26 protein-coding genes and 1 tRNA gene are annotated in these 25,718 nt (G+C 71.5%); 7 read left to right on the top strand and 20 right to left on the bottom strand.

The genetic code is table 11. The features are described from left to right. Window positions 1-21: 21 nt before the first annotated feature. Together ACK8N7_RS17535 and ACK8N7_RS17530 are read left to right on the top strand one after the other, a co-directional pair. Window positions 22-1,338, top strand: a complete 1,317-nt coding sequence (locus tag ACK8N7_RS17535) for a bifunctional glycosyltransferase family 2/GtrA family protein (protein WP_403213840.1) — start codon at window positions 22-24, stop codon at window positions 1,336-1,338. Further along, window positions 1,335-3,497, top strand: coding sequence for an ArnT family glycosyltransferase (locus tag ACK8N7_RS17530; protein ID WP_500443123.1), 2,163 nt, complete (start codon window positions 1,335-1,337; stop codon window positions 3,495-3,497). Before ACK8N7_RS17535 ends, ACK8N7_RS17530 begins: the two co-directional genes overlap by 4 nt. Window positions 3,498-3,522: 25 nt before the next feature. Here the strand turns inward: ACK8N7_RS17530 and ACK8N7_RS17525 are convergent, their stop codons facing one another. Then, window positions 3,523-4,683, bottom strand: a complete 1,161-nt coding sequence (locus tag ACK8N7_RS17525; RefSeq protein WP_403213844.1) for a serine hydrolase domain-containing protein — start codon at window positions 4,681-4,683, stop codon at window positions 3,523-3,525. Window positions 4,684-4,848: 165 nt separating this feature from the next. Further along, a complete protein-coding gene (locus ACK8N7_RS17520) occupies window positions 4,849-5,691 on the bottom strand; it encodes an endonuclease/exonuclease/phosphatase family protein (RefSeq protein WP_500443121.1) in 843 nt (280 codons plus the stop codon). 155 nt (window positions 5,692-5,846) lie between these two features. On the opposite strand from ACK8N7_RS17520, the gene ACK8N7_RS17515 reads away from it, so the two are divergent. Next, window positions 5,847-7,412 carry an MFS transporter gene (locus ACK8N7_RS17515; protein ID WP_403213848.1) on the top strand — a complete coding sequence of 522 codons (1,566 nt, stop codon included), beginning with the start codon at window positions 5,847-5,849 and terminating at the stop codon, window positions 7,410-7,412. A gap of 181 nt (window positions 7,413-7,593) precedes the next feature. Further along, window positions 7,594-8,388, top strand: a complete 795-nt coding sequence (locus ACK8N7_RS17510; protein ID WP_403213849.1) for a TetR/AcrR family transcriptional regulator — start codon at window positions 7,594-7,596, stop codon at window positions 8,386-8,388. On the opposite strand, the gene ACK8N7_RS17505 is transcribed toward ACK8N7_RS17510, so the two are convergent. The 5 genes from ACK8N7_RS17505 to ACK8N7_RS17485 all read right to left on the bottom strand — a co-directional run bounded on the left by ACK8N7_RS17505 (window position 8,382) and on the right by ACK8N7_RS17485 (window position 14,056). Next, the gene (locus ACK8N7_RS17505) at window positions 8,382-9,329 is read right to left on the bottom strand and encodes an NAD(P)-dependent oxidoreductase (protein WP_500443118.1); all 948 of its coding nucleotides are present in this window, start codon (window positions 9,327-9,329) and stop codon (window positions 8,382-8,384) included. The genes ACK8N7_RS17510 and ACK8N7_RS17505 overlap by 7 nt on opposite strands. A 26-nt stretch (window positions 9,330-9,355) precedes the next feature. Further along, window positions 9,356-9,826 (bottom strand): PPOX class F420-dependent oxidoreductase, encoded by a 471-nt coding sequence (locus ACK8N7_RS17500; RefSeq protein WP_500443116.1) that lies wholly within the window; start codon window positions 9,824-9,826, stop codon window positions 9,356-9,358. Between the two features lie 26 nt (window positions 9,827-9,852). After that, window positions 9,853-10,671, bottom strand: coding sequence for a YceI family protein (locus ACK8N7_RS17495; protein WP_403213855.1), 819 nt, complete (start codon window positions 10,669-10,671; stop codon window positions 9,853-9,855). Between the two features lie 291 nt (window positions 10,672-10,962). Next, window positions 10,963-13,416 carry an MFS transporter gene (locus ACK8N7_RS17490; RefSeq protein WP_500445774.1) on the bottom strand — a complete coding sequence of 818 codons (2,454 nt, stop codon included), beginning with the start codon at window positions 13,414-13,416 and terminating at the stop codon, window positions 10,963-10,965. Between the two features lie 127 nt (window positions 13,417-13,543). Then, window positions 13,544-14,056, bottom strand: coding sequence for a MarR family winged helix-turn-helix transcriptional regulator (locus ACK8N7_RS17485; protein WP_500443114.1), 513 nt, complete (start codon window positions 14,054-14,056; stop codon window positions 13,544-13,546). A 225-nt stretch (window positions 14,057-14,281) separates the two neighbouring features. On the opposite strand from ACK8N7_RS17485, the gene ACK8N7_RS17480 reads away from it, so the two are divergent. Beyond that, window positions 14,282-14,497, top strand: coding sequence for a hypothetical protein (locus ACK8N7_RS17480; RefSeq protein WP_015610037.1), 216 nt, complete (start codon window positions 14,282-14,284; stop codon window positions 14,495-14,497). Between the two features lie 136 nt (window positions 14,498-14,633). On the opposite strand, the gene ACK8N7_RS17475 is transcribed toward ACK8N7_RS17480, so the two are convergent. The 9 genes from ACK8N7_RS17475 to ACK8N7_RS17435 all read right to left on the bottom strand — a co-directional run bounded on the left by ACK8N7_RS17475 (window position 14,634) and on the right by ACK8N7_RS17435 (window position 20,614). Beyond that, the gene (locus ACK8N7_RS17475) at window positions 14,634-15,545 is read right to left on the bottom strand and encodes a hypothetical protein (RefSeq protein WP_500443112.1); all 912 of its coding nucleotides are present in this window, start codon (window positions 15,543-15,545) and stop codon (window positions 14,634-14,636) included. 92 nt (window positions 15,546-15,637) lie between these two features. After that, a complete protein-coding gene (locus ACK8N7_RS17470; RefSeq protein ID WP_015610039.1) occupies window positions 15,638-16,504 on the bottom strand; it encodes an RNA polymerase sigma factor SigF in 867 nt (288 codons plus the stop codon). A gap of 234 nt (window positions 16,505-16,738) precedes the next feature. After that, a complete protein-coding gene (locus tag ACK8N7_RS17465; protein WP_031122637.1) occupies window positions 16,739-17,635 on the bottom strand; it encodes an RNA polymerase sigma factor SigF in 897 nt (298 codons plus the stop codon). A gap of 224 nt (window positions 17,636-17,859) precedes the next feature. Beyond that, a complete protein-coding gene (locus tag ACK8N7_RS17460) occupies window positions 17,860-18,153 on the bottom strand; it encodes a Dabb family protein (RefSeq protein WP_015610041.1) in 294 nt (97 codons plus the stop codon). 19 nt (window positions 18,154-18,172) lie between these two features. Continuing rightward, the gene (locus ACK8N7_RS17455) at window positions 18,173-18,337 is read right to left on the bottom strand and encodes a hypothetical protein (protein ID WP_015610042.1); all 165 of its coding nucleotides are present in this window, start codon (window positions 18,335-18,337) and stop codon (window positions 18,173-18,175) included. 443 nt (window positions 18,338-18,780) lie between these two features. Next, a tRNA-Ser gene (locus ACK8N7_RS17450) sits at window positions 18,781-18,868 on the bottom strand. A 67-nt stretch (window positions 18,869-18,935) separates the two neighbouring features. Then, complete coding sequence (tadA, locus tag ACK8N7_RS17445) at window positions 18,936-19,364, bottom strand: tRNA adenosine(34) deaminase TadA (protein ID WP_500445772.1); 429 nt, start codon at window positions 19,362-19,364, stop codon at window positions 18,936-18,938. 177 nt (window positions 19,365-19,541) lie between these two features. Continuing rightward, entirely contained in the window at window positions 19,542-20,153 is a 612-nt protein-coding gene (locus ACK8N7_RS17440; protein WP_403213939.1) for a tRNA adenosine deaminase-associated protein, read from the bottom strand. A gap of 218 nt (window positions 20,154-20,371) precedes the next feature. After that, on the bottom strand, window positions 20,372-20,614 hold the full coding sequence (locus ACK8N7_RS17435) for a hypothetical protein (RefSeq protein WP_267065521.1): 243 nt from the start codon (window positions 20,612-20,614) through the stop codon (window positions 20,372-20,374). 102 nt (window positions 20,615-20,716) lie between these two features. Here ACK8N7_RS17435 and upp point away from each other — a divergent pair, with 102 nt between their 5' ends. Next, complete coding sequence (gene upp / locus ACK8N7_RS17430) at window positions 20,717-21,352, top strand: uracil phosphoribosyltransferase (protein WP_403213893.1); 636 nt, start codon at window positions 20,717-20,719, stop codon at window positions 21,350-21,352. A 145-nt stretch (window positions 21,353-21,497) separates the two neighbouring features. Here the strand turns inward: upp and ACK8N7_RS17425 are convergent, their stop codons facing one another. Together ACK8N7_RS17425 and ACK8N7_RS17420 are read right to left on the bottom strand one after the other, a co-directional pair. Beyond that, a complete protein-coding gene (locus tag ACK8N7_RS17425; RefSeq protein WP_403213941.1) occupies window positions 21,498-22,115 on the bottom strand; it encodes a LytR C-terminal domain-containing protein in 618 nt (205 codons plus the stop codon). A gap of 195 nt (window positions 22,116-22,310) precedes the next feature. Continuing rightward, window positions 22,311-22,607 (bottom strand): type II toxin-antitoxin system VapB family antitoxin, encoded by a 297-nt coding sequence (locus ACK8N7_RS17420; protein ID WP_003967677.1) that lies wholly within the window; start codon window positions 22,605-22,607, stop codon window positions 22,311-22,313. Between the two features lie 275 nt (window positions 22,608-22,882). On the opposite strand from ACK8N7_RS17420, the gene ACK8N7_RS17415 reads away from it, so the two are divergent. Next, window positions 22,883-23,203 (top strand): hypothetical protein, encoded by a 321-nt coding sequence (locus ACK8N7_RS17415; protein WP_403213895.1) that lies wholly within the window; start codon window positions 22,883-22,885, stop codon window positions 23,201-23,203. 139 nt (window positions 23,204-23,342) lie between these two features. Here ACK8N7_RS17415 and ACK8N7_RS17410 read toward each other — a convergent pair whose 3' ends face one another. Together ACK8N7_RS17410 and ACK8N7_RS17405 are read right to left on the bottom strand one after the other, a co-directional pair. Beyond that, complete coding sequence (locus ACK8N7_RS17410; RefSeq protein WP_500443108.1) at window positions 23,343-24,869, bottom strand: M28 family metallopeptidase; 1,527 nt, start codon at window positions 24,867-24,869, stop codon at window positions 23,343-23,345. Window positions 24,870-25,043: 174 nt separating this feature from the next. Beyond that, entirely contained in the window at window positions 25,044-25,706 is a 663-nt protein-coding gene (locus tag ACK8N7_RS17405) for an HhH-GPD-type base excision DNA repair protein (RefSeq protein WP_403213899.1), read from the bottom strand. Window positions 25,707-25,718 lie beyond the last annotated feature (12 nt).

Raw genomic sequence — 25,718 nt, 5'->3', positions numbered from 1 at the left:
GCGGTCGGTGAACGTCGGTGCATGACCACCGACAGCCTCCGGAGCGGCCCCGGCGCCAACGGCCGCACCAGCGGAGACCGCGCCCGTCTGCCGGTCCGGGAACACCTCCCGGCCTGCGGTCCGGCCGCCGCCTCCGGCGTCCCCGTGCTCGATGTCGTCGTCCCCGTGTACAACGAGGAGAAGGACCTCCGCCCCTGCGTCCTGCGCCTCCACGACCACCTCTCCCGCACCTTCCCGTACGCCTTCCGCATCACCGTCGCGGACAACGCCAGCACCGACGCCACCCCCGCCGTCGCGGCCGCGCTCGCGGCGGAGCTGCGCGGGGTGCGGTACGTGCGGCTGGAGGAGAAGGGGCGCGGGCGGGCGCTGCGTACCGTCTGGTCGGACTCCGACGCCCCGGTCCTCGCCTATATGGACGTCGACCTCTCCACCGACCTCAACGCCCTGCTCCCGCTGGTCGCCCCGCTGATCTCAGGCCACTCCGACCTGGCCATCGGCTCGCGGCTCGCACGGAGTGCGCGGGTGGTGCGCGGGTCGAAGCGGGAGTTCATCTCGCGCGCCTACAACCTCATCCTGCGCTCCTCCCTCGCCGCCGGATTCAGCGACGCCCAGTGCGGGTTCAAGGCGGTCCGCAGCGAGGTGGCCGAACGGCTGCTGCCGATGGTGGAGGACAGCGGCTGGTTCTTCGACACCGAGCTGCTGGTCCTCGCCGAGCGGGCCGGGCTGCGCATCCACGAGGTGCCCGTCGACTGGATCGACGACCCCGACTCGACCGTCCACATCGTGCGGACGGCGACCGAGGACCTGAAAGGCGTGTGGCGGGTGGGGCGGGCGCTCGCCGTGGGCGCGCTGCCGCTGGACCGGCTGGCCCGGCCCTTCGGCGACGACCCGCGTGACCGGGCGCTGACCGGCGTGGAGCGAGGACTGGCCCGCCAGCTCGTCGGGTTCTGTGTCGTGGGCGTGCTCTCCACCCTCTTCTACCTGGCCCTCTACTCCCTCTTCCGGCTCGGCGTCGGCCCGCAGCTCGCCAACGGCGGCGCGCTCCTCGTCTCCGCCGTCGCCAACACCGCAGCCAACCGGAGGCTCACCTTCGGCGTCCGCGGCCGGGACGGAGCTGTCCGCCATCAGGCCCAGGGCCTCGTCGTCTTCGCCATCGGCCTCGCCCTGACCAGCGGCTCCCTCGCGGCGCTCGGCGCGGCCACCGGCTCGCCGTCGCACTCCACCGAGCTGGCCGTCCTGATCACCGCCAACCTCGCCGCCACCGTGCTGCGCTTCCTGCTCCTGCGCGCCTGGGTCTTCCCGGCCCGCGCCTGCCCCGAACCCGAGGACGTCCGATGACCACGACGACCGTCGTACCTCCGATCCCGGTGCCCGCGCCGCCCGAACGCGTCGGCGGCCCCCGCTGGGCGCGCCCCGCGCTGTACGGGCTCCTGCTGGCCGTCGCGCTCGCCTACTTCTTCAACCTCAGCGCCTCCGGTTACGCCAACTCCTTCTACTCCGCCGCCGTCCAGGCGGGCAGCCAGAGCTGGAAGGCCTTCTTCTTCGGCTCGCTGGACTCCGCGAACGCCATCACCGTCGACAAGCCCCCCGCCGCCCTCTGGCCGATGGCCCTGTCGGTGCGGCTCTTCGGGCTCAACTCCTGGGCGGTCCTTGCCCCTCAGGTACTGATGGGCGTCGCTACGGCCGCCGTGCTGAACACCGCCGTACGCCGTCGCTTCGGGCCGGTCGCCGGGCTGATCGCGGTGGGCGTGTTCGCGCTGACGCCCGTCGCCGCGCTGATGTTCCGCTTCAACAACCCGGACGCGCTGCTCGCCCTGCTGATGACCGTCACCGTGTGGTGCGTGCTGCGGGCGCTGGAGCAGGGGCGGACGAAGTGGCTGCTGTGGGCGGGGGCCGCGGTCGGGTTCGCGTTCCTGACGAAGACCCTCCAGGCGTTCCTGATCCTGCCGCCGTTGGCCGTGCTGTACGCGGTGTGCGCCCCCGTTCCCGTACGGAAGCGGCTCGGCCAACTCGCCCTCTCCACGCTGACGATGGTCGTCGCCGGTGGCTGGTGGGTGGCGATCGTGGAGCTGATGCCCGCTTCCTCGCGGCCGTACGTCGGTGGCTCGCAGAACAACTCGTTCCTGGAGCTCACCTTCGGCTACAACGGGCTCGGCCGGCTCAACGGTGAGGAGACCGGGAGCGTCGGGGGCGGTGGCCGTGGGGGCGGAGGTGGCGGCGGCTGGGGCGAGACCGGGATCGGGCGGATGTTCAACTCCGAGGTCGGCGGCCAGATCGCCTGGCTGCTGCCCGCCGCGTTGATCCTGCTGGTGGCCGGTCTCTGGCTGACCCGGAAGGCCGGGCGGACCGACTCCGCGCGGGCCGCGTTCCTCGCCTGGGGCGGGGCGCTGGTCATGACGGCCGCGGTGTTCAGCTTCATGGCCGGGATCTTCCACCAGTACTACACGGTGGCCCTCGCCCCGTACATCGCGGCGCTCGTCGCCATGGGGGTGGCGGTGCTGTGGGAGGAGCGGAACGCCTGGTGGCCGAGGGCGGTGCTCGCGGGCACGGTCGTCGTGACGGTGGTCTGGGCGTATGTCCTGCTGGGCCGTACCCCGGAGTACCTGCCGTGGCTGCGGTGGGCGGTTCTGGTGGGCGGGGTTGTGGGGGCGCTCGGGCTGCTGGCCGTAGGCCGGTGGGGGGGCCGGAGCCTGGCCCTCGCGGTGGTGGGGCTCAGCTTCGCCGCCTCGCTCGCGGCGCCGACGGCGTACACGCTGAGCACCCTGAACTCCGGGCACCAGGGGTCGATCGTGACCGCCGGTCCGTCGGGCGGGGGCGGTATGGGCGGACCGGGGGGTGGCGGCCGGGGCGGCGGTCCCGGTGGCCTCGGCGGCGGCGGTGGCGATGACGGGCGTGGGCAGCGAGCGGGGATGCAGCCGCCTGGCGGGCAGGGGCAGTCCCCTGGTCAGGGCCAGGGTCAAGGGCAGAGCCAGGGCGGTCAGCAAGGCAACGCGCCCGGTGGCATGCCCACCATGCCGGGCGGAACCACCCCCGGCGGAACCGCTCCCGGCACTGCCGGCGAGGGCGGGGCGTTCGGCGGTGGCGGAGGCGGCGGTATGGGCGGGCTGCTCAACGGCGCGTCCGTCTCCACCGAGGCGAAGGCGCTCCTGGAGAAGGACGCGGCCGCCTACACCTGGGCCGCCGCAGCCGTCGGCGCGCAGAACGCGGCCGGCTACCAGCTCGCCACCGGCGAACCGGTGATGGCCATCGGCGGGTTCAACGGCAGCGACCCGTCACCGACGCTCGCCCAGTTCAAGAAGTACGTGGCGGAGGGGAAGGTCCACTACTTCGTCTCGGGCGGAACGGGCGCAGGCATGGGCGGCGAAGGCATGGGCGGAGGCGTCGGAGGCGGCGGCAACGGGACCTCGTCCCAGATCTCCTCCTGGGTGACGGAGAACTTCACCGAGGTCACCGTCGGCAGCTCCACCTTCTACGACCTGACGAAGCCGGTCGGCTGAAGGCGGGGGGCGTACGCGGCCGGGCTCAGAACCCGGCCGCGTACGTCCAGAAGTCCCGCATCATGCTGGGCGCCACCGGCCCGCCCAGTTCCATCTGGGTGAGCAGGACGGCGACCGTGCCAGTGGCCGGGATGACGTGGGCCGTGGTGCCGGTGCCGCCGATCCAGCCGTAGCGGCCGAGCACGTTCCACGGGGCGGTGATCTCGACGTCCACCGAGCCGCCGAACCCCCAGCCCTGGCCCTCCGTGAACAGGCCGCTCGCCGCGCGCTGGTCCGGGGTCAGCTGGTCGGTGACCATCTGCCGCACCGACTCGCCGGCCAGTACGCGCCGGCCGTCGTCCGCCAGGCCTTCGGCCAGCAGCATCCGGCCGAAGGCGTACCAGTCGTCGACGGTCGAGACCAGGCCGCCGGCGCCGGACGGGAAGGCGGGCGGACTGCTCCACTGCCCGTCCGGGGCGTCGACCAGCTCCAGGCCGCCGCCCTCCCCGGCCCGGTAGTAGCCGGTGAACCGGTCCAGGGCGCCGGGCTCCACGGAGAACCCGGTGTCCGTCATCCCGAGGGGCTCGAACAGCCGCTCCGCCAGGTACGCGGGCAGCGGGCGGTCGGCGACCCGGGCGATCAGGACCCCGAGGATGTCGGAGCACGTGTTGTAGAGCCAGCCGTCGCCCGGCTGGTGCAGCAGCGGGATCCGGGAGAGCGCGGCCATCCAGGCGTCGGGGGCGGGCACGGCCTGCGGCTGCGGCGGGCCCTGTTTCAGCTCGGCGAACAGCGGGGCGACGGCCGGGAGCGAGAAGTCGGACGGGAAGCCGTATCCGGCCCGGAAGGTCAGCAGGTCCAGGAGGGTGACCGGGCGGACCGCCGACACCACGTCGTCGACCGGGCTCCGCGGGGTCCGGACGACCAGCGGCGAGGACAGCTCGGGGAGCCACGCGGCGACCGGGTCGGCGGGGGCGATCAGGCCGTCCTCGACCAGGGTCATGGCGGCCGCCGCGACGACCGGCTTGGTGATCGAGGCGATCCGGAAGACCGAGTCCCGCCGCATGGGCGCCGTCCCGGCGAGCGTGGCCGAGCCGGCCGCAGCCACCTCCACCCGATCGCCCCGGGCGACCAGCGCCACAGCGCCCGGCGCCGGTCCCCCGGAGATGTGGGAGTCCAGCAGTTCCTGCAGTCCGTGCGGGGTGCTCATGGTCGGCCTCTCTCCGGTACCGCGTGCTCTGTCATGAGTCCGCCCTCTTTGGTGCGTCCCCCCGTGGGCAGCGGTCCGTGAGCGGTGCTCGGACTGTAGGACGTCATCGGGCGCCGAAAGAAAGCGCCACGACCGTAAAAGAGAGACTCCGGAACCTCCCCTGCCTCATCGCCCCCGCAGCACCAGGTCCGCCACGACCGCCCGGTGGTCCGAGGCGACGCTCTCCGGCACCCACGCGCGCCGCACCTGGGCCGCCTTCGACACCGCCACGTAGTCGATGCGCTTGACCGGGTCCTGCGCCGGGAAGGTCGGCGCCCCCGGACCGGCGTCCGTCAGCTCCGCCCACAGCGGGGCCAGCTCGGGGGCGCCGGGCTCCGCGTTGAAGTCGCCGAGCAGGATCTTCGGGCCCCGGTCCTCGGCCATGATCCGCCGGGTGTCGGCGACCTGGGCGACGCGTACGGCGGGGTCCGGGCGGTAGTCGAGGTGGGTCACGTAGACGTGTACGGGGTGCCCCTTCACCCGTACGACGACCTCGCCGAACCCCGGGGCGGGGGCGGGGACCGGGTTCGGGGCCTGGGTCGAGAGCCGGGTGATCTCGTGGTTCTCGGCGCTCAGGATCCGGTACCGGGACAGCACCGCCACCCCGTACTCCGCCCGTGGCCCGCCCGGTTCGGCGGGATCCAGGCTGTAGATCGGGGCGAAGAACACGTACATGCCCAGCCGCTCGGCCAGCTCGCCCGCGAGATCCCGCCACTCACTGCGGGCACCCCAGTGCCGGTCGACCTCCTGGAGGCCGATCACATCCGCCTTCAGCGAGCGCAGTTCCGCCGTCTGGCGGTCGAGGTCGAAGACGTTGTCCGCGCCCGCCCCGGCGTGCACGTTGTACGTGACGACCCGCAGCGGGACGTGCGGCCGGGAGGCCGCAGCAGCGGGCGATCCGAGTAATGCGCCCAACAGGGCGGTGGCGAGGAGAAGTTGCGGGAGACGGATACGGCGACGCAGTGACATGGCTCTCCAGACGACGACGGGGACGGCACACAGGCCGAATTCGAGTTGTACGCCGTACAGGGAGTGCCCTACGGTGTACAACGCTCACGTCCTATACACCGTAGAACCCACCGGCCGTCAAGGCATCGAGCCGCGCCGGAGACCCAGGAGCCCGCATGACGGCGCCCGCCGCACAGCGACCCGACCTCGCCCCCCAGGGGCACCCGCAGCGCTGGCTGATCCTCGGCGTCATCTGCCTCGCCCAGCTCACCGTGCTGCTCGACAACACCGTCCTCAACGTCGCGATCCCCTCCCTCACCACGGAGCTCGACGCCTCCACCGCCGACGTGCAGTGGATGATCAACGCCTACTCGCTCGTCCAGTCCGGCCTGCTGCTCACCGCCGGCAGCTCCGCCGACCGCTACGGACGCAAGAAGATGCTGGTCGTGGGCCTCGCCCTGTTCGGCATCGGTTCGCTGGCGGCCGGGCTCGCCCAGTCCTCCGGCCAGCTCATCGCGGCCCGCGCCGGCATGGGGATCGGGGGCGCGCTGCTGATCACCACCACCCTCGCCGTCGTCGTCCAGATCTTCGACGACTCCGAGCGGGTCAAGGCGATCGGCCTCTGGTCGACCGTCAACTCCCTCGGGTTCGCAGCGGGGCCGCTCGTCGGCGGGGTCGTGCTCGACCACTTCTGGTGGGGCGCGATCTTCCTCATCAACATCCCGGTCGCCCTGATCGGCCTGGTCGCCGTCGTCCGACTCGTACCGGAGTTCAAGAATCCGCGCGGGGAGCGGCCCGACCTGCTCGGCGCACTGCTCTCCACGATCGGGATGACCGCGGTCGTGTTCGCGATCATCTCCGGGCCCGAACACGGCTGGACGTCGGCCCGGGTGCTGCTCACGGCGTTCACCGGGGTCGCCGTGCTCGCAGGGTTCGTCCTGTGGGAGCTGAACATCCCGCACCCCATGCTCGACATGCACTTCTTCCGGAACCAGAAGTTCATCGGCGCGGTGGCGGGCGCGATCCTGGTCGCCTTCGGGATGGGCGGTTCGCTCTTCCTGCTCACGCAGCACCTTCAGTTCGTCCTCGGGTACGGGCCGTTGGAGGCGGGTCTGCGTACGGCGCCGATGGCGCTCACCGTGGTCGCCCTCAACCTGACCGGTCTGGGCGCCCGGCTCGTCCCGAGGATGGGGACGCCCGCCACCATCGCGGCGGGGATGAGCGCTCTGGCGGCCGGTCTCGCGGCCATCGCCGTGCTCGGCCGCGACGGGTACACCGGGATGCTGTTCGGCCTGGTCGTGATGGGCGTGGGGATCGCCCTCGCGATGCCCGCCATGGCCAACGCCATCATGAGCGCCATCCCGCCGGAGAAGGCCGGGGTGGGCGCGGGGGTCAACGGCACGCTCGCGGAGTTCGGCAACGGGCTCGGGGTCGCGGTGCTCGGCGCGGTCCTGAACATCCGCTTCGCCACCCTCGTACCGGCCGCCGTCGGCGCGGCGTCGCTGCCCGCCGCGCTGGCCGCCGCCGACGGGCCGGGGGAGCGCGAGACGATCAAGGGCGCCTTCGCCTCGGGCCTGGAGGCCAGCCAGCTGGTCGGCGCGGTCGCGGTGCTGGCGGGCGGCCTGCTCGCGGCGCTGCTGCTGCGCCGGGCCGAACGGGTGGATGCGGCAGGGCACCCGGCCCCGAAGGAGGCGGCTGCGGCTGCCGGAGGCCGGGCAGACTCGACGGGACCGGCGGCATAGCATCGGAGGGGACGCGCGTACCGGACCGTGGACGTCCGGTACGCCGCCCTACCGGCAGGGCAAGTCGGGGCAGGCCGTACTGGCAGGGCAGTCAGGGCCGTACGCCCGCACAGGCCGACCGTACCGGCAGGGCAGGACCGTACCGGCGGGGGCGGTCCCCGCAAGAGGAGGAGAGTGCGCCATGGTGTCCGCGTCCGACCGTGTGACGGACCCCGCGAAGAACCCCGCGCGGACCAGCGTGTGGCTCGACCGGCGGGCCCCTTCGCGCACCCGCAGGACCGAGTCCCCGGCGGGCCTGGACCGGAACCGGATCACCGAGGCGTCGGTGCGGCTGCTGGACGCCGAGGGCCTCGCCAAGTTCTCCATGCGCCGGCTCGCCGCCGAACTGGACGTCACCGCGATGTCCCTCTACTGGTACGTGGAGACCAAGGACGACCTCCTGGAGCTGGCGCTCGACTCGGTCTACGCGGAGATCGCCCCGCCGCGCGAGGACGCCGACTGGCGGGACCGGCTGCGCGAGCTCGCCCGCAGCTACCGCGAACTGATCGTCCGCCACATCTGGATCTCCCCGCTCGCCGGGACCTTCCTCAACATCGGCCCGAACTCGGTGCTGTTCTCGTCCGCCGTCATGGACGTCATCCGGGCCACCGGCCTGCCCCTGGAACGGCAGACGGGCGCGCTCTCGGCGTGCTTCCAGTTCGTGTACGGATTCGGCACCGTCGAGGGCCACTTCAAAGCGCGGTGCGACGCGACCGGGCTCACCCAGGACGAGTACCACCGGCACGCGATGGGCACGATCCGGGCCCAGCCGCACCTGAGGAAGATCGTCGAGTCCTCCGACGACCTGATGGCGGCGCGCGGCGGCGACACGGTCGAGGAGATGCGCGAACGGGACTTCGTCTTCGCGCTGGACCTGCTGATCGCGGGCATCGAGGCGATGCGCGCGCGGGCGGGCTCCCCTACGACGGCTCAGTAACCGCGCCCCGTGTCCACCGCCAGCTCCGGTCGCCGTCCCGCCGCCACGGCCTCCCAGCACGCGGTGAAGTCCCGGGTCACGTCCGCGTCGGCGGTGATCCCCGCGGAGTGCGAGGTGATCACCGTGCGGGGCAGCCGCCAGACCGGGTCCGCGGGCGCGGCGGGCTCCTCGGGCAGCACGTCCAGCACCGCGCTCCGCACCCCGCCGCCCCGCAGCGCGGTCTCCAGCGCCCCCATGTCCACCGTCGCGCCCCGGCCCACGTTGACGAACGTCGCCCGCCGCACCGCCGCGAACCGACCCGCCCCGAAGAAGCCCTCCGTCGCCCCGGTCAACGGCAGGGCGGAGATCACCCACCGGGCGCCCGCCAGCTCCCCGGCGTCCTCGTCCGCCCCGATCACCCGGTCGAAGCCCGGCGGGGGCGGCCCGGTCCGCGCGGTGCGGGCCACGCCCACCGTGCGCACACCACAGCCGCGCAGCAGCCCGGCGACGGCCCCGCCGATCCGCCCGGTGCCGTAGACCAGGGCGGTCTGCCCGGCGACCAGCTCGGAGGGGAGGCGGCGCCACTCGGCCCGGGCGTGCTGGGCGGTGAACTCGGGGACGGACTGGCACTCGGCGAGCACCCAGCCCAGGACGTACTGGGCGATCCGCTCGCCCATCCGCCCGACGGTCCGGGTCAGCAGCGCCCCGGCGGGCCAGGGTGCTGCGGCGAGCAGCGGGTCCGTACCGGCGTTGACGCTGTGGAACCAGAGCAGCCGGTCGGTACGCAGCGCACCGGGCAGCGCGGCCCCCACGCAGAGGAGCGGCCCGGCGGCCGGCTCCCCGTCCCCCAGGGGCTCGGCACCCCGGCCGGTGATCCGCTCCAACTCCCGTACGAGAGGGGCGCTCAGCTCGGGAGCGACCAGCAGCCGGGCCCGCGCGAGGAGGTCACTAGCGGGCACCACCCCCGGCACCCCCGGCACCGCGCCTGTCACGCGCCCGGTGCCAGGTGGGCCGGGAAGCCGCCGGTCGCTACGGGGCCCCAGCGCTCCGGGGTGACCCGGATGATCGACTTGCCCTGCTTCACCATGGCGGCCCGGTACTCGTCCCAGTCCGGGTGCTCACCGGAGATGTTCCTGAAGTACTCGACGAGCGGCTCGACCGATTCGGGGACGTCGAGCACCTCCGCCGAGCCGTCGATCTGCACCCACGGCCCGTCCCACGCGTCGGAGAGGACGATCACGCTGACCCGCTCGTCGCGCTTGGCGTTGCGGGTCTTGGCGCGTTCCGGGTACGTCGACATGACGATCCGGCCCGAGTCGTCGACCCCGCAGGTCAGCGGGGAGCCCTGGGGGCGGCCGTCGGCCCGGGTGGTGAGCAGGATCGCCCGGTGCCGGGGCCGTACGAACGCCAGCAACTCATCGAGTTCCACGGCGCTGTTGGTCGCGATATTGGGAGCCATGCCCACCACCCTACGACCGCCCCCGGTCACTGCTGGGGCAGCGCCTCGCCCTGGACCGCCTGGATGTCCAGCTCCACGCGCAGGGTCGTGCCGATCGCGGAGATGCCCGCCTGGACGACCTGGTTGTAGTTCATCGCGAAGTCGTCCCGGCGCAGCTCGGCGGTGGCGTGGAAGGCGGCGCGCACCCCGCCCCACGGGTCGGGCCCGGTGCCGAGGTAGCTGAGGTCCAGGCCGACCGGGCGGGAGACGCCGTGCATGGTCAGCTCGCCGTGGACGCTCCAGCGGTCGGGGCCGGCCGGGGTGAGGCCGGTGGAGCGGTAGGTGATCTCCGGGTACCGGTCCACGTCCAGGAAGTCGGGCGAGCGCAGGTGTTTGTCGCGCATGCCGTTGCCGGTGTCGATGCTCGCCGCGCCGATCACCGCGTCGACCCGGGAGCGGGAGACGTCCTCGGCGATCGTGATCCGGCCGCCGAAGTCGGTGAACCGGCCGTGCACGCTGGAGATCCCCAGGTGCTGGGCGACCGCGCCGACCGAGGAGTGGGCCGGGTCCAGGGACCAGGCGCCCGGCGGCGGGAGCTCCACCCCGCCCTGGCGGGCCAGCACGATCTGCCCGCCCTCGATCCGGCCGCTCGCCGTGACGAGGGCGGTGGAGGCGGTGGGGGCGTACCCGACCGCCGTCACGATCACCGTGTACGCGCCGGCCGGCAGGGACCCGTCCGTGCGGACGGCCCCGTCCTCGTCGGCCGCGGCCCGCAGCACCTGGGTGCCGGTCATGTCGGTGACCGTCACGACGGCGTGCTGGACCGCCCAGCCGTCCCGCGTCCGTACCTGTGCGCGAAGTCCCATCCGTATCTCTTCTCCTAGCTCGATGACCCGCGGGCGGCCTGGTCCGCCGCCCCGGGGCACATGAGTCGGGCCCCGGGGCGAACACGGCAGGCCGTCCCCTGCCTGCCGTACCCACCACCGGGGCCCATTTCCACCCGGTCGCGACAGCCTCTCCGCAAGAAGTGCCGTCCGACCAGGGGTCTTCGCGATCCCTTCACGTGTTCACGCGCATCCCTATAGGTGCACGCGCGCCCGTACTGAAGGGATCGATCCGACGGGGTCTATCCGTCGGGGTCTATCCGTCGGGGTCGATCACTCGCCCGGGTGGGCGAGTTCGATGTCGTGCCCGTCGACTCCCGGACCGCTGACGGTGAGGGATCCGGCCACCGGCGGGTAGCCGGTCGCGATGACCGAGTACTCGCCCGCGTCCAGGTCGGTGAAGGCGTACGCGCCGTCCTCGCCGGTCGTCGCGGTGGCGACCACGTTGCCCGCCGCGTCGATCAGCGTGACCCGGGCGTCGGCCAGCGGGGCCCGGGCGGACCCGGCCCGTACGACACCCCGCACCAGCGCACCGGACCGCAGTGCGGCCTCGACGCGGGTGACGCCCTGGCCGCCGATCTCCACCGGCAGCGCCAGCGGGCGGAACCCGGCCGCGTTGACCGCGACGGTCACGGAGCCCGGGACCAGCTCGCCGAACGCGAACTCCCCGGCCTGACCGGACGTCCCGGTGGCCAGCACATCGCCGCGTACGTCGGTCACGATGACCATCGCGCCCTCGACCGGCGTACCGGCTTCCGCGGCCCTGACGCTTCCGGCCAGTCCGCTCGTACCGGAGAGCAGGATGTCGAAGGCCAGCGGCTCCTCGCCGACGACCACCGTGGACGCCTGCGGCTGGAAACCGTCGGCGGAGGCGATCAGGACGTAGCTGCCGGAGCCCGGCGCGTCCAGGGTGTACCCGCCGTCGGTCCGGGCGACGGAACGCCCCAGCTGCCGGCCGCCCAGCGAGATCAGGGTGACGGCCGCACGGGAGACCGGAGCCCCTTCGGCGCCGCGCACCACACCGCGTACGGGAGTGCCGTGGACGGTGTTGTACGGGGCTTCGTCGGCCACGGTGGCCGTGTCGACGGAGGTGACCCCGGCCGTGCCCCCGGAGACGGACCCGACGGTACCCACGGCACCAGCGGCACCCACGGCAACGGGGGCCTGCGCCTCCACGGGGGCGGCCTCGTGGGGAGCGTCCTCCGTCTGCGGGCTGTCGTTGCCGGCACTGGTCTTCAGAGCGACCTCCTTGATGAAGAGCGTCACGATGAAGGCGACCAGCGCGCACGGAGCGGCGTAGAGGAAGACGTCGCCGACGCCGTGCCCGTACGCGGCCTCCATGACCAAGCGGAACGGCTCGGGCAGCTTGTCCAGGTCGGGGATGCCCCCGCCGCCGGTACCGCCGTGGCCGAGCTTGGCGCCCTCGGGGCCGAGGTCGGCGAGGCCGTCCTTGACGTACTGCGTGACGCGGTTGCCGAGGACGGCGCCGAGCGCCGAGACGCCGATCGCGCCGCCGAGGGACCGGAAGAAGGTGACGACGGAGCTCGCGGAACCGAGGTCCTCGGGAGCGACCTGGTTCTGCGTCGCGAGGACCAGGTTCTGCATCATCATGCCGATGCCGAGACCCATGACGAACATGTAGACCGCGACGTGCCAGTACTCGGTGTCGTACCGGATCGTGCCGAGCAGCCCGAGCCCCGCGGTGACCAGGAAGCCACCGCTGACCAGCCACGCCTTCCAGCGGCCCGTCTTGGTGATGACCTGGCCGGAGATGGTCGAGGAGAGGAAGAGGCCCGTGATCATCGGGATGGTCATGACGCCGGACATCGTCGGCGACTTGCCGCGCGCGAGCTGGAAGTACTGGCTGAAGAAGACCGTGCCCGCGAACATCGCGATACCGACGAAGAGCGAGGCGATGGACGCCAGCGTGATGGTGCGGTTGCGGAAGAGGCGCAGCGGGATGATCGGTTCCTTGGCCCGCGACTCGATGAAGACGAAGATCAGGCCGAGCAGGACCGAGCCCGCGACCATGACGTACGTCTGCCACGACAGCCAGTCGTACTTGTCACCTGCGAAGGTCACCCAGACCAGCAGGAGCGAGACGGCGGCGCTGATGAAGAACGCGCCGGTCCAGTCGACCTTGACGCCCTCGCGCTTGACGACCGGGAGCTTCAGGGTCTTCTGGAGCACGATGAGGGCGATGATCGCGAACGGCACACCCACGTAGAAGCACCAGCGCCAGCCCATCCAGCTGGTGTCGGTGATGACACCGCCGAGCAGCGGGCCGCCGACGGTGGCGACGGCGAAGACCGCGCCCAGGTAGCCGCTGTAGCGGCCGCGCTCGCGCGGGGCGATCATCGCGGCCATCACGATCTGCGCGAGGGCCGAGAGGCCGCCGACGCCGATGCCCTGGACGACCCGGCAGGCGATGAGCATCCCGCTGCTGGTCGACAGACCGGCGACGACCGATCCCAGGACGTAGATAAGCAGGGCTATCTGGACCAGCAGCTTCTTGCTGAACAGGTCCGAGAGCTTGCCCCACAGGGGCGTGGTGGCGGTCATGGCCAGCAGCGAGGCCGTGACGACCCAGGTGTAGGCGCTCTGCCCGCCGCCGAGGTCGGAGATGATCTCGGGGAGGGCGTTGGAAACGACCGTCGACGACAGGATCGCGACGAACATGCCGAGCAGCAGCCCGGTCAGCGCTTCCATGATCTGCCGGTGGGTCATCGGCGTGCCGTCGGGGGCCCCGGAGCCGCTGTGGCCTCCGTGCCCTCCGTGCTTGGCGTGGCCGCCCCGCACACCGGTCGGTGTGGTCGTAGCCATTGAGTTCCTTATCCGTGCGTGTTTGCTTCTGTTAAACAGATGTACGGGTGTACGCGTCGTCGCCGAGCCCGTTCCGGCACTCGCCGGAGTGGCTTCCCGGGGCGCAGCCACCGGGTCCGCGACAGGCGAAGCTGTCGCGCAGCCGGGACAGCAGCGTGTTGAGCCGGCCGACGTCCTCGTCGGACCAGTCGACAAGATTGCGGGCGAACATCTCGGTGGTCCGCCGCGTCAGCTCGTCGAGCTGCGCGTGACCGCCGGGGGTCAGCCGCAGGATGCGGGACCGCTTGTCCGCCGGGTCGGAAGACCGCTCGATCCAGCCGCGCTCGGCCACATGGGCCACGTGGCGACTGGTCACCGACAGGTCCACGGCCATCAGCTCGGCGAGTCTGCTGATCCGCATCTCGCCGTGCCGGTCCAGGAGCGTCAGCACGGCGGCGGAGCCACCGGGACACTCGGGGGGCAGTACGCGGGCGAGTCCCCGCTTGACGGCCCCGACGGCGCTGAGCTGCCGGGCCAGTTCCTCGTACCGACTCCGTGCGGCCACGGGACCCCCCAACGCACTGATGCCTATGTTGTTGCTTAGGGCAACCATAGAAGCCGTTGGTTGCTACAGGCAAACGAAAACGGGCTTGCAGAAGTAAAGGAACGCAAAAGCCTCCGTAGGATCCGGGTCAAGCCCGGTTTCCGTGCGCTCCGCCGCTGGTCGGGAGGGGTGCGGGGTGGCCCGGGGGTTGGGCGGCAGGCCCCGAGTTCGCTAGGGTCCTGCCCCATGGCACACAACCCCCACGCCCCTCAGCCGGGCCCCGAGGGCACCCCTGATCCGGCGGGCAGCACCCAGATGTTCCGCGCCTTCGTCGACGAGGGCGAGCCGCAGCGCCGGCAGCAGCCCGCGGCGACCTCTTCCGGGCCGAAGGCCGGGGTGATCGCGATCGTCGTCGCGGTCGTCGTCGTCCTCGGCGCGGTGGCGTGGCTCGCACTGGGCTGACGCACCGACCCACTCGAAGACGTATGACGGCCTGAACGCCCGTGGGGCGGACGGTGGAACCGCGCCCGCGCGCCCACCGCCCGCCCCACGGGCGTTTCTGCATGCCTTCGCGTCTCCTTCTTGTGATGCCGTGGGCTCACTCCCACACGGCGGAGACGTCCTGGGTCTCGACGCGCATCCCCAGGGGCACCCGCCAGGACTCCAGGCAGACCGTGTACGTCTGTGACCGCGTCGCGCCTGCCGCGATGGGGGCGGGCAGCGGCTGGCTGGACCTGATGGTCGCCCAGTCGACTCCCAGGGCCCCGATGATGTGCGTGGCGAAGGTGATGGTTCCCGAGCGGGCCGGGGTGCCGCCGGTGTTGCGGAAGTCCACGGTGACCTTCTCGCACCACCGCTTGTCCGCCGGCGCACGTTGCGGGGCGCTCAGCTTCAGCGCGGCGGGTGTGGGGGGAGGAGTGGGTCTGGCGGGGGGAGGGCTGGTCGTGCCGCCTCCGCCGCCGGGCTTGGGGCTGCCGGGGGCCGAGGGCGTGGACCCGCTCCCCGGGGGCTTCGCGGGCCGGTCCGGCTTCGCTCCGGTGCCGGTGGTGGCCCCCGGCCCCGACCCGGACCCGCCGGGTGCCCCCGTACGCTCCCCGCTCGCGCCACCTGCTGGGCCGTCTCCCGGGCCGGAACCGGCGGGCTGCGCCCCGGGTCCTCCCGTACGCCCGTCGGCCGCGTCAGCGCCTCCGGCGCCTTCGGGTGGGGCTCCGGGGCTCCGGCTGCCATCACGGCCCCCGGCTCCGCCCCCGCTCCCACCCTCCTCCGCGCCGCCGTCCAACGGGATCAGCGTCACCTTCCCCGAAGGCCCCTCGGCCCCGTCCGCGGACCGCTCGGGCCCACTGCCGGCCGCGCCCACCGCCACGTAACCGTCCCCCGGGCCGCCCCCGCAGCCGACCAGGAGCCCGCCTCCCAGACACAGCGCGACCGCCGAGGCGGCGATCACGGTGCCCCGGCGGCCGTTGGGACCGAGTGTCCGGCGTGCCTGACGTATCCGACGGGTCTGACGCATCTGACGTCGCATCGCGTCAGTGTGTCTGACGCCCCGTCAAATCTGAACCCGCGTGCACGGGCTCACGACGTGACGGGGCTTCCGGCCGGGCCTCAGTCGGAGATGAGCCCTTCCCTGAGCTGGGCGAGGGTGCGGGTGAGCAGCCGGGAGACGTGCATCTGGGAGATGCCGACCTCCTCGCCGATCTGCGACTGGGTCATGTTGGCGAAGAACCGCAGCATGATGATCTGGCGCTCGCGCGGGGCGAGTTTGGCCAGCAGGGGCTTCAGCGACTCGCGGTACTCGACGCCCTCCAGGGCCGCGTCCTCGTACCCGAGGCGGTCGGCGAGGGAGCCCTCGCCGCCGTCGTCCTCGGGCGAGGGGGAGTCGAGCGAGGAGGCGGTGTACGCGTTGCCGACGGCGAGACCGTCGACCACGTCCTCCTCGGAGACCCCGAGGGCCTTCGCGAGCTCCGGCACGGTCGGGGAGCGGTCGAGCTTCTGGGCCAGCTCGTCGCTGGTCTTCGTCAGCGCGAGCCGCAGCTCCTGGAGGCGCCGGGGCACCCGTACGGACCAGGAGGTGTCGCGGAAGAAGCGTTTGATCTCCCCGACGACGGTCGGCATCGCGAACGTCGGGAACTCCACGCCCCGTTCGCAGTCGAACCGGTCGATCGCCTTGATCAGGCCGATCGTGCCGACCTGGACGATGTCCTCCATCGGTTCGTTACGGCTGCGGAACCGCGCCGCTGCGTAACGCACCAGCGGGAGGTTGAGCTCGATGAGCGTGTCCCGCACATAGGTCCGCTCCGGACTGTCCGTTCCCTCGGGACCCGAAGCGGGGCCGAGCGCGGCGAGCCGCAGGAACAGGGAGCGGGACAGAGTGCGGGTGTCGATGGCTTCCGGCGAGCTGGTGAGCACGGCGGGTGCCGGCACGCTCTTCGTGAGCGTGAGCACCTTCGAGCTGCCCTGTTCTGCGGACATGCCACCCCCTTGAGGTCGCGGACGGTCGCGGTGGCCGCGACCATCGGAGGAACGCAGCCTCCACCTGAATACCGGAGGCGGGGCTGCGGCAAACGCGCTTCGAGCAGAATGTCACATGTCGGCAACACGCTGTAGTGACATGTCGACAAGTCAGCGCTGAATCCGCCCTGGAAACAGGGGGTGTAGGGCTTTTATGCCGTCAGAACCGGTCTCTGGAGGGTCTACCCGTTCCGGTTACGCCTCGATCCTGTTTGCGGACCTCAGTCGGGCGAAACTTCTGGCCAGAAGCCTTGACACATGCATCTGGGAGACACCTAGTTCGGCGCTGATCTGAGACTGGGTCAAGTTGCTGTAGTAGCGCAGGAGAAGGATGCGCTGCTCGCGCTCGGGGAGCTGGACGAGGAGGTGGCGTACGAGGTCGCGGTGCTCGACTCCGGCGAGCGCGGGGTCCTCGTAGCCGAGCCGGTCGAGCAGCCCGGGCAGCCCGTCGCCCTCCTGCGCCGCCTCCAGGGAGGTGGCGTGGTACGAGCGCCCCGCCTCGATGCAGGCGAGCACCTCGTCCTCGGAGATCTTCAGCCGCTCGGCGATCTCGGCGGTGGTGGGGGAGCGCCCGTGAGCGGTCGTCAGGTCCTCGGTGGCGCCGGTGACCTGGACCCAGAGCTCGTGCAGCCGGCGGGGGACGTGGACGGTGCGCACGTTGTCGCGGAAGTAGCGCTTGATCTCGCCGACGACGGTGGGCATCGCGAACGTGGGGAACTGGACGCCGCGTTCCGGGTCGAAGCGGTCGATGGCGTTGATCAGGCCGATGGTGCCGACCTGGACGACGTCCTCCATCGGCTCGTTGCGGCTGCGGAAGCGGGCGGCGGCGTACCGGACGAGGGGGAGGTTCGCCTCGATGAGTGCGGCCCGGACGCGGCCGTGTTCCGGGGTGCCGGGCTCCAGGTCCTTGAGCTGACCGAAGAGCACCTGGGTGAGGGCCCTGGTGTCCGCCCCGCGGGTTCTGGCGGGCGGGGTGGTGGGGTCCGGGGTCTCGGTCTGGATCTCCTCGGAGGGGGCCGCCCGGACGGTCTGGAGCGCGGCCGGGGGCGCCGCGGAGGCGGCCGGGGACGGCTGGACGGACTGGGGAGGCACTTGAGGCGCTGTACTGGCCGGCACGGTGACGCCACCCCTTCGCGGTCAACTACGGTCAACTCATCCGTCAAAAGCGGTCATAGCATCACAAGACATGTCCACTGTGTGCAAGCACCGCAAAGTGCCGTGTTGAGGTCATAAGGGTTTAAAAGGTACGAAGAAACCCCCCGCCGGAAGGCGAGGGGTCGGGTGGAGCCGGTCCCGCATTGGCATGCGGGAAGGATTCAGAAGGGGTAGTCCGCGATCACCCAAGTGGCGAATTCGCGCCACTGGCCCGCGGCGGCCTGGTGGGCCGGGTGCTCGATGTAGCGCTTGAGGGCGTCCTCGTCCGCGACGGCGGAGTTGATGGCGTAGTCGTACGCGATCGGCCGGTCGGTGATGTTCCAGGCGCACTCCCAGAACTCCAGCTCCGGAACCTGCCCCGCCAGCTCCCGGAAGGCGCGGTCCCCGGCGACGACCCGCGGATCGTCCCGCTCGACGCCTTCGTTCAGCTTGAACAGGACCAGGTGGCGGATCATCGGTACCCCTACTGCTTCGCTACTTCACCAGTTCGGTCATGAAGTCGCCGACGCCCTGAGCGGCGCTGGAAACGCCTTCGAACCCTACCCCTACGAGGTCGGCGGCCCGTTCGGGCGAGGTGATGATCGTGTACAGCACGAAGACCACCACTATGTAGAGCGCGATCTTCCTCGCTTGCGCCACTGCCCTTGCCTCCCCGTAGACCCCGCCCGGACCTCGCGTGCGATCGGCAGATTGTATCCGCACGTATGGCCGTATCCAGTGGCTGCTCCCGATCACTGATACGCCCTTTAAGGACCTAGGGCCCGCCCATCAAGGCCCTTTGCCCGCCGATGCGGCTTCTGCCCCACGGCAGGATGGATCCCGAGCCCCCGGACCCGGCAGGAACCGGAGGGCCGGAACAGGCCTCTCCGTGGGGTCACCGCCGCGCGACTTCCCCCCTGACCGCGGCGGCCGACCAGGAGCCTGTTCTCATCGGGGGAAGCGGCTTGTCCCCCCGACGCCGCTTCCCCCGACCTGACTTCTCGCGCCGACTTCTCGCGGGTGCACGAAGGCCCGCGGCGAGCTGTCCCGAACGCAGAACACCCCCTTAACCGCGTCTCCGCAGATCAAGGGGGTGTCAGAAGCGGTAGCGGTGGGATTTGAACCCACGGTGACGGGTTACGCCACACTCGCTTTCGAGGCGAGCTCCTTCGGCCGCTCGGACACGCTACCGAGAGAGAGCTTAGACCATCCCGGGGCGTGCACAGAAATCGGTTCTCGGAGGCGGCGCCGTGCCAGGTCAGAGCGTGCGGAAGAACGCCGTCAGCTGGGTCGCGCAGTCGTCCTCCAGGACGCCGGCGACCACCTCCGGGCGGTGGTTCAGGCGGCGGTCGCGGATGACGTCCCAGAGGGAGCCGGCCGCGCCCGCCTTCTCGTCGCGGGCTCCGTAGACGACCCGGGCCACCCGGGACTGGACCAGGGCGCCCGCGCACATCGTGCAGGGCTCCAGGGTGACCACCAGCGTGCAGCCGGTCAGGCGCCACTCGCCGTGGGCCTCGGCCGCCCGGCGCAGGGCCAGGATCTCGGCGTGGGCGGTCGGGTCGCCGGTGGCTTCGCGCTCGTTGTGGGCGGCGGCGAGCTCGGTGCCGTCGGGGCCGAGCACGACGGCGCCGACCGGGACGTCGCCGGCCGACGCCGCCCGCTCGGCCTCGGCCAGGGCGCGGCGCATCGGGGCCTGCCACGGATCGCGTACGGGGTCGGGCTCGGGTACGCGTACGGGATCCGGGACGGGCCGGGGTGAGGGGTCGGGCGGTCGTGCGGTCACCCGCGGACCTTAACGGACGGGGAGGGGAAGGAAACGGACGAGGAGGGGACGGAAATGGACCCGGTCGGGGCCGGAGACCTCCTAGCGGACGGCCTCCAGCACCTCGGCCGCTCCCAGCGCGTCGGCGATCTCCGTCAGCGCGTCGGTTCGCAGCGTCAGCAGGTCCTTCTCGGAGACCCCGAAGTCGGCGAGGATGCCCAGCTCGCCGATCGGGCCCGCCGGCACGGCGTCCGGATCGGAGTCGGCATCGGGGTCGGAATCGGAGTCGGGATGAGAAGGGGGATGGGCTTGCCGGTCGGCGGTGGTTCCGGCCGGGGAGGCCGGCCGGGCCGCCTCGTCCGGGTCGCCGTCCTCCGTGCCGTCGAGGTCGACGAGCTCTTCCAGCGCGGCGATCTCGTCCTCGGCCCCTGGTTCCCGGCCGAGCAGTTCGTCGGTGAGCAGGATCTCCCCGTACGAGGAGCGGGCGGCGGCGGACGCGTCCGAGACGTAGATACGGGGGTCCTCCTCACCGTCCACCCGGAGGATGCCGAACCAGGCGTCCTCCTGCTCGATGTAGACCAGGACCGTGTCCTCGTCCACCGAGGCCTCCTGGGCCAGATCCGTCAGGTCGGACAGGGTCTCCACATCGTCGAGCTCTGTATCGCTCGCTTCCCACCCGTCTTCGGTGCGCGCGAGCAGTGCGGCGAAGTACACCGTGACTCTCCCACTGGTCATAGGCGAATCGGTCCGACGGGAGGGCAGACGGCGATCCGTCTGTCCTGAGCCCCGCCCAATCGGCATCGTGGCAGAAACAAGCGCCGGGCGAGACCTCTTCGACCGTTGCGTCGGCCATCAGTTCCAGGAGTGCCTGGTCGGACGTCTCCCTGACGGACCCGATCAGAGGGGGAGCGCGCCGGTGGTACGGGACGGCTTCACCAACGGAACGTGCGCATCCGCATCTGTTGCCGCATACGGGCGGCACGGGCCCTGCGCGGCTGGACCCGGTCGCGCAGCTGCTTGGCCTCGTGGAGCTCACGGAGGAACTGGGCGCGCCTCCGGCGGCGGGCCGCGTCACTCTCCTGCGCGTCCGCGGCCTCACCCGTCGTGTCGCGCGGTTCGCGCGCGTCGCTCACTCCGCGTGAGACCGGGTTCCGCCGCTGTTCCCCGTCCGCCATCGACACACCACCCCAACGCTGGGTCCGTATGCCCCCACCTTCCCCCCGAACAGGTGGTTGATGCCAGCGCAGAGTGCCGGAAGGCGCGGTTACTGTTGACGCATGCGGATCCACGTCGTCGACCACCCGCTGGTGGCGCACAAACTGACCACGCTGCGCGACAAGCGCACCGACTCCCCGACCTTCCGGCGCCTCGCCGACGAGCTGGTCACCCTTCTCGCCTACGAGGCCACCCGGGATGTGCGCACCGAGCAGGTCGACATCGAGACCCCGGTGACGCCCACGACGGGGGTCAAGCTGTCGTACCCCCGCCCCCTCGTCGTCCCGATCCTGCGCGCAGGTCTCGGCATGCTGGACGGCATGGTGCGCCTGCTGCCCACCGCCGAAGTGGGCTTCCTCGGCATGATCCGCAACGAGGAGACGCTTCAGGCGGAGACGTACGCGACCCGGATGCCCGAGGACCTCTCCGGCCGCCAGGTCTACGTTCTCGACCCGATGCTGGCCACCGGCGGCACCCTCGTCGCGGCCATCCGCGAGCTGATCAAGCGCGGCGCCGACGATGTAACCGCCGTCGTGCTCCTCGCGGCGCCCGAGGGCGTCGAGGTGATGGAGCGCGAGCTGGCGGGCGCCCCCGTCACCGTCGTCACCGCCTCCGTCGACGAGCGGCTCAACGAGAACGGCTACATTGTGCCGGGCCTCGGCGACGCCGGTGACCGGATGTACGGCACGGCGGACTAGCAGCCGGACGGTCGCGGTCGGCTGGATGGTCGCAGCCTGCCGGACGGTCGCAGGAACGGTTCAGGAACAGGACGGTGCCCCTCCCGCTTGTACGTTGCGGGAGGGGCACCGGTGCGTCTGCGTCTGCGTCCGTGGTGCGGGCCGCTCAGCCGCTCTTCGTCGTCGAGCAGGAGGCGGACGGGGCCGGGGAGGGCTTGGTGAGGGCCGTCATGGCGGCGGTCGCCTCCGCCGGGGTGCTGAACGCCTTGAACTTCGCGCCGAGGATCAGATCGACCTCCGCCGTCTTGCGGGTGTCGGTCTTCCGCACCGTGCCCGGCAGCTGCGTGCCCAGCACGGTGAAGCTGCCGTCCGCCGCGGTCGGGGCGCCGAGCAGCACAGCGGGGCCGGGGACCTTCTTGTCGTACTCCTTCGGGGCGTTGCCGACCTCCCCGATGGTGAACCCGCGCTTCTTCAGCTCCTCCGCGGCGGTCTTGGCGAGCCCGCTGCGCGTCGTCGCGTTGTAGACGTTGACCTTGATGCCGGCCGGCTTGGGCAGCGCCTTGGTGGGGACCACCGGCTTCGGCGTGGGGCAGTCGCGGGTGTGGCCGGCCGCGCTGGCGCTCTTGTCGCCGCCCGTGAAGACGTCGATGAGCTGCAGTGTTCCCCAGCCGGCCAGGCCGAGGGCCACCACGGCCGAGACGCCCGCGAGGACGATTCTGCGGCGGTGCCGGGGGCGGCGCATGCGGGGGTAGGTGTCGCCCGTGATGCGGTACTTTCCGCCCATGCCGGGGGGAGTGAGCATGCTCATGGAGGCAGCGTAGTGCGACCCGGTGATGATGCGTACTAAATGATCAACGTATGGCACCCGGATGAGCGCGAAAGCACCCGAAAGGCCCGAATTCGCGTGCGGCCGTCATGGGGGTGGTAAGGCGTCGTGGGGGTGGTGCGCGCGCCGGGGGCGTGCCGGGGTGTGGCGGCGTCAGCCCAGGTCGAGGACGCGCGCGTGCAGCACCTGACGCTGCTGGAGCGCGGCCCGGACCGCCCGGTGCAGCCCGTCCTCCAGGTACAGATCGCCCTGCCACTTCACGACGTGGGCGAACAGGTCGCCGTAGAACGTGGAGTCCTCGGCGAGGAGGGTCTCCAGGTCCAGCTGGCCCTTGGTGGTCACGAGCTGGTCCAGGCGAACCGGACGCGGCGCGACATCCGCCCACTGTCGGGTGCTTTCCCGGCCGTGGTCGGGGTATGGCTTCCCATTTCCGATGCGCTTGAAGATCACACGGAAAGCCTACCGGGCAAGGGGCTCCGGGCGCAGCCAGGGAACCCCATCGCGGTGCCCCGGCAAAGGACGTAGAGCGCCGCATAGCGCTGGATACCGGGACAGGGGTTCGCTCGTGCGAGTGGGGCACGCCGCAGGCGGGGTGGTGCCTGATCTTCGCCTGCGGTGTGCGGATCGCGGTTCCCCGGCATCGGCTTCCTGCCCGTGAACCTTTTCCCTTACTCAGGCGTCTGACCTCCTGACGGACGGCAGTGTCGACCACCCCGGGAGGGCGCGTGGCAAGGAAGGACCGGACGGCGGACGCGGCGGGGGAGAAGGCCCGCGAGAAGTGGATGGCGCGCTTCCAGGTACGGCTGGCCATGCAGCCGGGCGTGGACCGGGCCGTGGTGCTCCAGGCGGTCAAGGAAGTCACGACGCACTGCGCGGATACGGGAGAGAGCCCGCAGACCGCCTACGGAGACCCGGACGCCCATGCCGTGCGGACCGCCGAGCGTCTGGTGCCGGCGGACGTCGCGGAGCGCGCGAAGCGGCACGGTGCCGCTGTGGACACGCTCGGCTCCGTGCTGAAGAGGGCGCGGGACATCACCGGTCTGTGACCTGTGAAGCGATGTCCGCCGTTCGGCAAGCACCGGGCAAGGTCCGGTCCTGGACCACGACGGCCCCGCAGGAGATTGCTCCTGCGGGGCCGCGCTGTGTCCTACTCCAGGAGATGGGCCCTAATCCATGACGTAGGCCCTACTCCGTGACCTCGTGGCCGTGACCGTCATGCAGACCGCCGCCGCTGCCCGGCGTGCCGGTGCTGGGAGCCGGGGTGACCGGACGGGTCAGTGAGCGCAGGTCGTGGGCGTACGTGCCGACGGCGTTGGCGATCACGTCGATGTTGACGTCGAAGTGCCGCATGTCGATGTTGTCCAGGTCGTCGCAGGCCGCGTGGTAGCACGGGTCGTAGGCCATGCCCGCCTGCCCGCCGTAGGTCTTGGCCTGCGCCGCCGTCTTGAAGCCTTCGGCGCCAGTGAACGTACCGCCGGAGGGGATGCCGACCTCGATGAACGGGCCGTAGTCCGAGCGGCCGGTGAAGTCCGTGCCCTCGTGCTTCTTGCGCTTGCCGTCGAGGAACGTGTTGATGTCGCGCTCCAGCTGGGCCGATCCCTCAGGGCCCGGGCCCGCGCCGACCCCGTCGGAGTCGTCGCCGTCGTAGACGAACTGGACGCCGTTGGGCGAGGCGATCATGTCGAAGTTCAGGTAGAGCTTGATCTGCTGGCGCTGCTTCTCGGAGAGCCCGGCGACGTACGCCTCCGAGCCGAGCAGGCCGTTCTCCTCGGCCGACCACCAGGCGAACCGGACCTTGTTGGCGGGCTTGCTCTTCGACTTGGCGAGTTCCAGGGCCACTTCGAGCAGTCCGGCGGTGCCCGAGCCGTTGTCGTTGATGCCGGGGCCCTCGGTGACGGAGTCGAGGTGGGCGCCGAGTACCACGGTCTTCGCCGCGTTGCCGCCGCGCGTCTCGGCTATGACGTTGCGGGTGGTGCGCTCCTCCTGGAGCTGGCGGATCTCGAAGGAGACCGTGACCTCGCCGGCGGCCAGGTCGGCGACGAGTTCCGCGCCCTCCTCCTGGGTGATGCCGCCGGTGGGGATCCTGCCGGCCGTGGCGTCGCCGAGCGTGCCGGACAGGAGGCCCTCGGTGTTGTTGTAGATGACCGCTCCGGCCGCTCCGGCCGTCGCTGCCGCCGCCTGCTTGTCGGCGAAGGGGCAGCCGCCGCGCTTGATCAGCGCGATCTTGCCGGTGAAGTTGGCGGAGGTGTAGTCGGACGCCTCGCAGCCGGACGTGTCGTCGACGGGGACGGCGACGAGTCCCGCCGTCAGGCCGCCCACCCTGGTCGACGGAGTGAAGGTCATCGCCTTGATCGTCACATCGCGGGACGTCGGCGACACCACGGCGAGCTTTTCGGCCAGGGTCTCCGTGTAGGAGAAGCGGAAGCTCTCGTAGGAGACCTGGTATCCGGCCCGCTGGAGCTGCCGGTAGACGTACGCCGCCGAGGCGTCGTGGCCGAGCGATCCCGCCGCGCGGTGACCACCGGCCGAGTCGGCTATCGCCTGGAACTGCTGGAGATGACGGTAGGCGTCACGCGCGGACGCGTTCTTCACCAGCTCCCGGGACAGCTTGGCCGCCTCTTTCGAGGGGCCGGACCCGTGCGAGTGCCCGTGCTGCGGGGCGGCGCCCAGGAGGAGCGGCGTGGCCAGAGCGGTGGCGGCCACAACTGCCATGGCTCTGCGACGTGTTGCGTGCACAAGAGTCCTTCCGGTCAAGACGTTCTGGACGTGTGAACGAATGTGCTGCGAAAGCTAGCGAGTGGGGTGGCCCCTGGGAACAGCAGTGGCTGCTTTTGATCGTTTCCGCCGACTGTTCTGTCCGGCTCTGCGCTGAGCTGTGCATTCCGGTCACCCCTTGGAGGAGCCCTTGGCCGCTTTCGCCGTCTTGGCCGCCTTCGCTGCTTTCGCCGCCGCCTTTGCCTCCTGCTTGTACGCGCGCACCTCCGTGAGCGACTCCGGCCCGGTGATGTCGGCGACCGACCGCCGCGACCCGTCCTCGCCGTACGCCCCCGCCGCCGACCGCCACCCCGTGGGACGTACGCCGAACTGCTTGCCGAGCAGCGCCAGGAAGATCTGGGCCTTCTGGGTACCGAAACCCGGCAGGGCGTTCAGCCGTAGCAGCAGCTCCTCCCCGGTGCCGGCGTCCCGCCACACCGCGCTCGCGTCCCCCTCGTACTCCGCGACCAGGTACTGGCACAGCTGCTGGACCCGCTGGGCCATGGAGCCGGGGTAGCGGTGGAGGGCCGGTTTGGTGGTGAAGAGGGAGGTGAAGGCATCGGGGTCGTAGGCGGCGATCTTCCCCGCGTCCAGGTCGTCCGAACCCATCCGCTCCGCCAGCGTGTACGGGCCCGTGAACGCCCACTCCATCGGGACCTGTTGGTCCAGCAGCATGCCGACGAGTGCGGCCAGCGGGCTGCGGGCGAGGAGTTCGTCCGCCTCCGGCCGCTGCGCGATCCGCAGAGTGAGGTCGTTCTTGCCGGTGCCGTTACTGCCGTTGTCACTCTTGGTCATACTTTCGATGAT

The sequence above is a fragment of the Streptomyces griseobrunneus genome, from assembly GCF_046713465.1.
GTDB classification, from domain to species: domain Bacteria; phylum Actinomycetota; class Actinomycetes; order Streptomycetales; family Streptomycetaceae; genus Streptomyces; species Streptomyces microflavus.
Note: the sequence above shows the minus strand (reverse complement) of the source record. Positions and strands in the feature narration are given on the sequence as shown.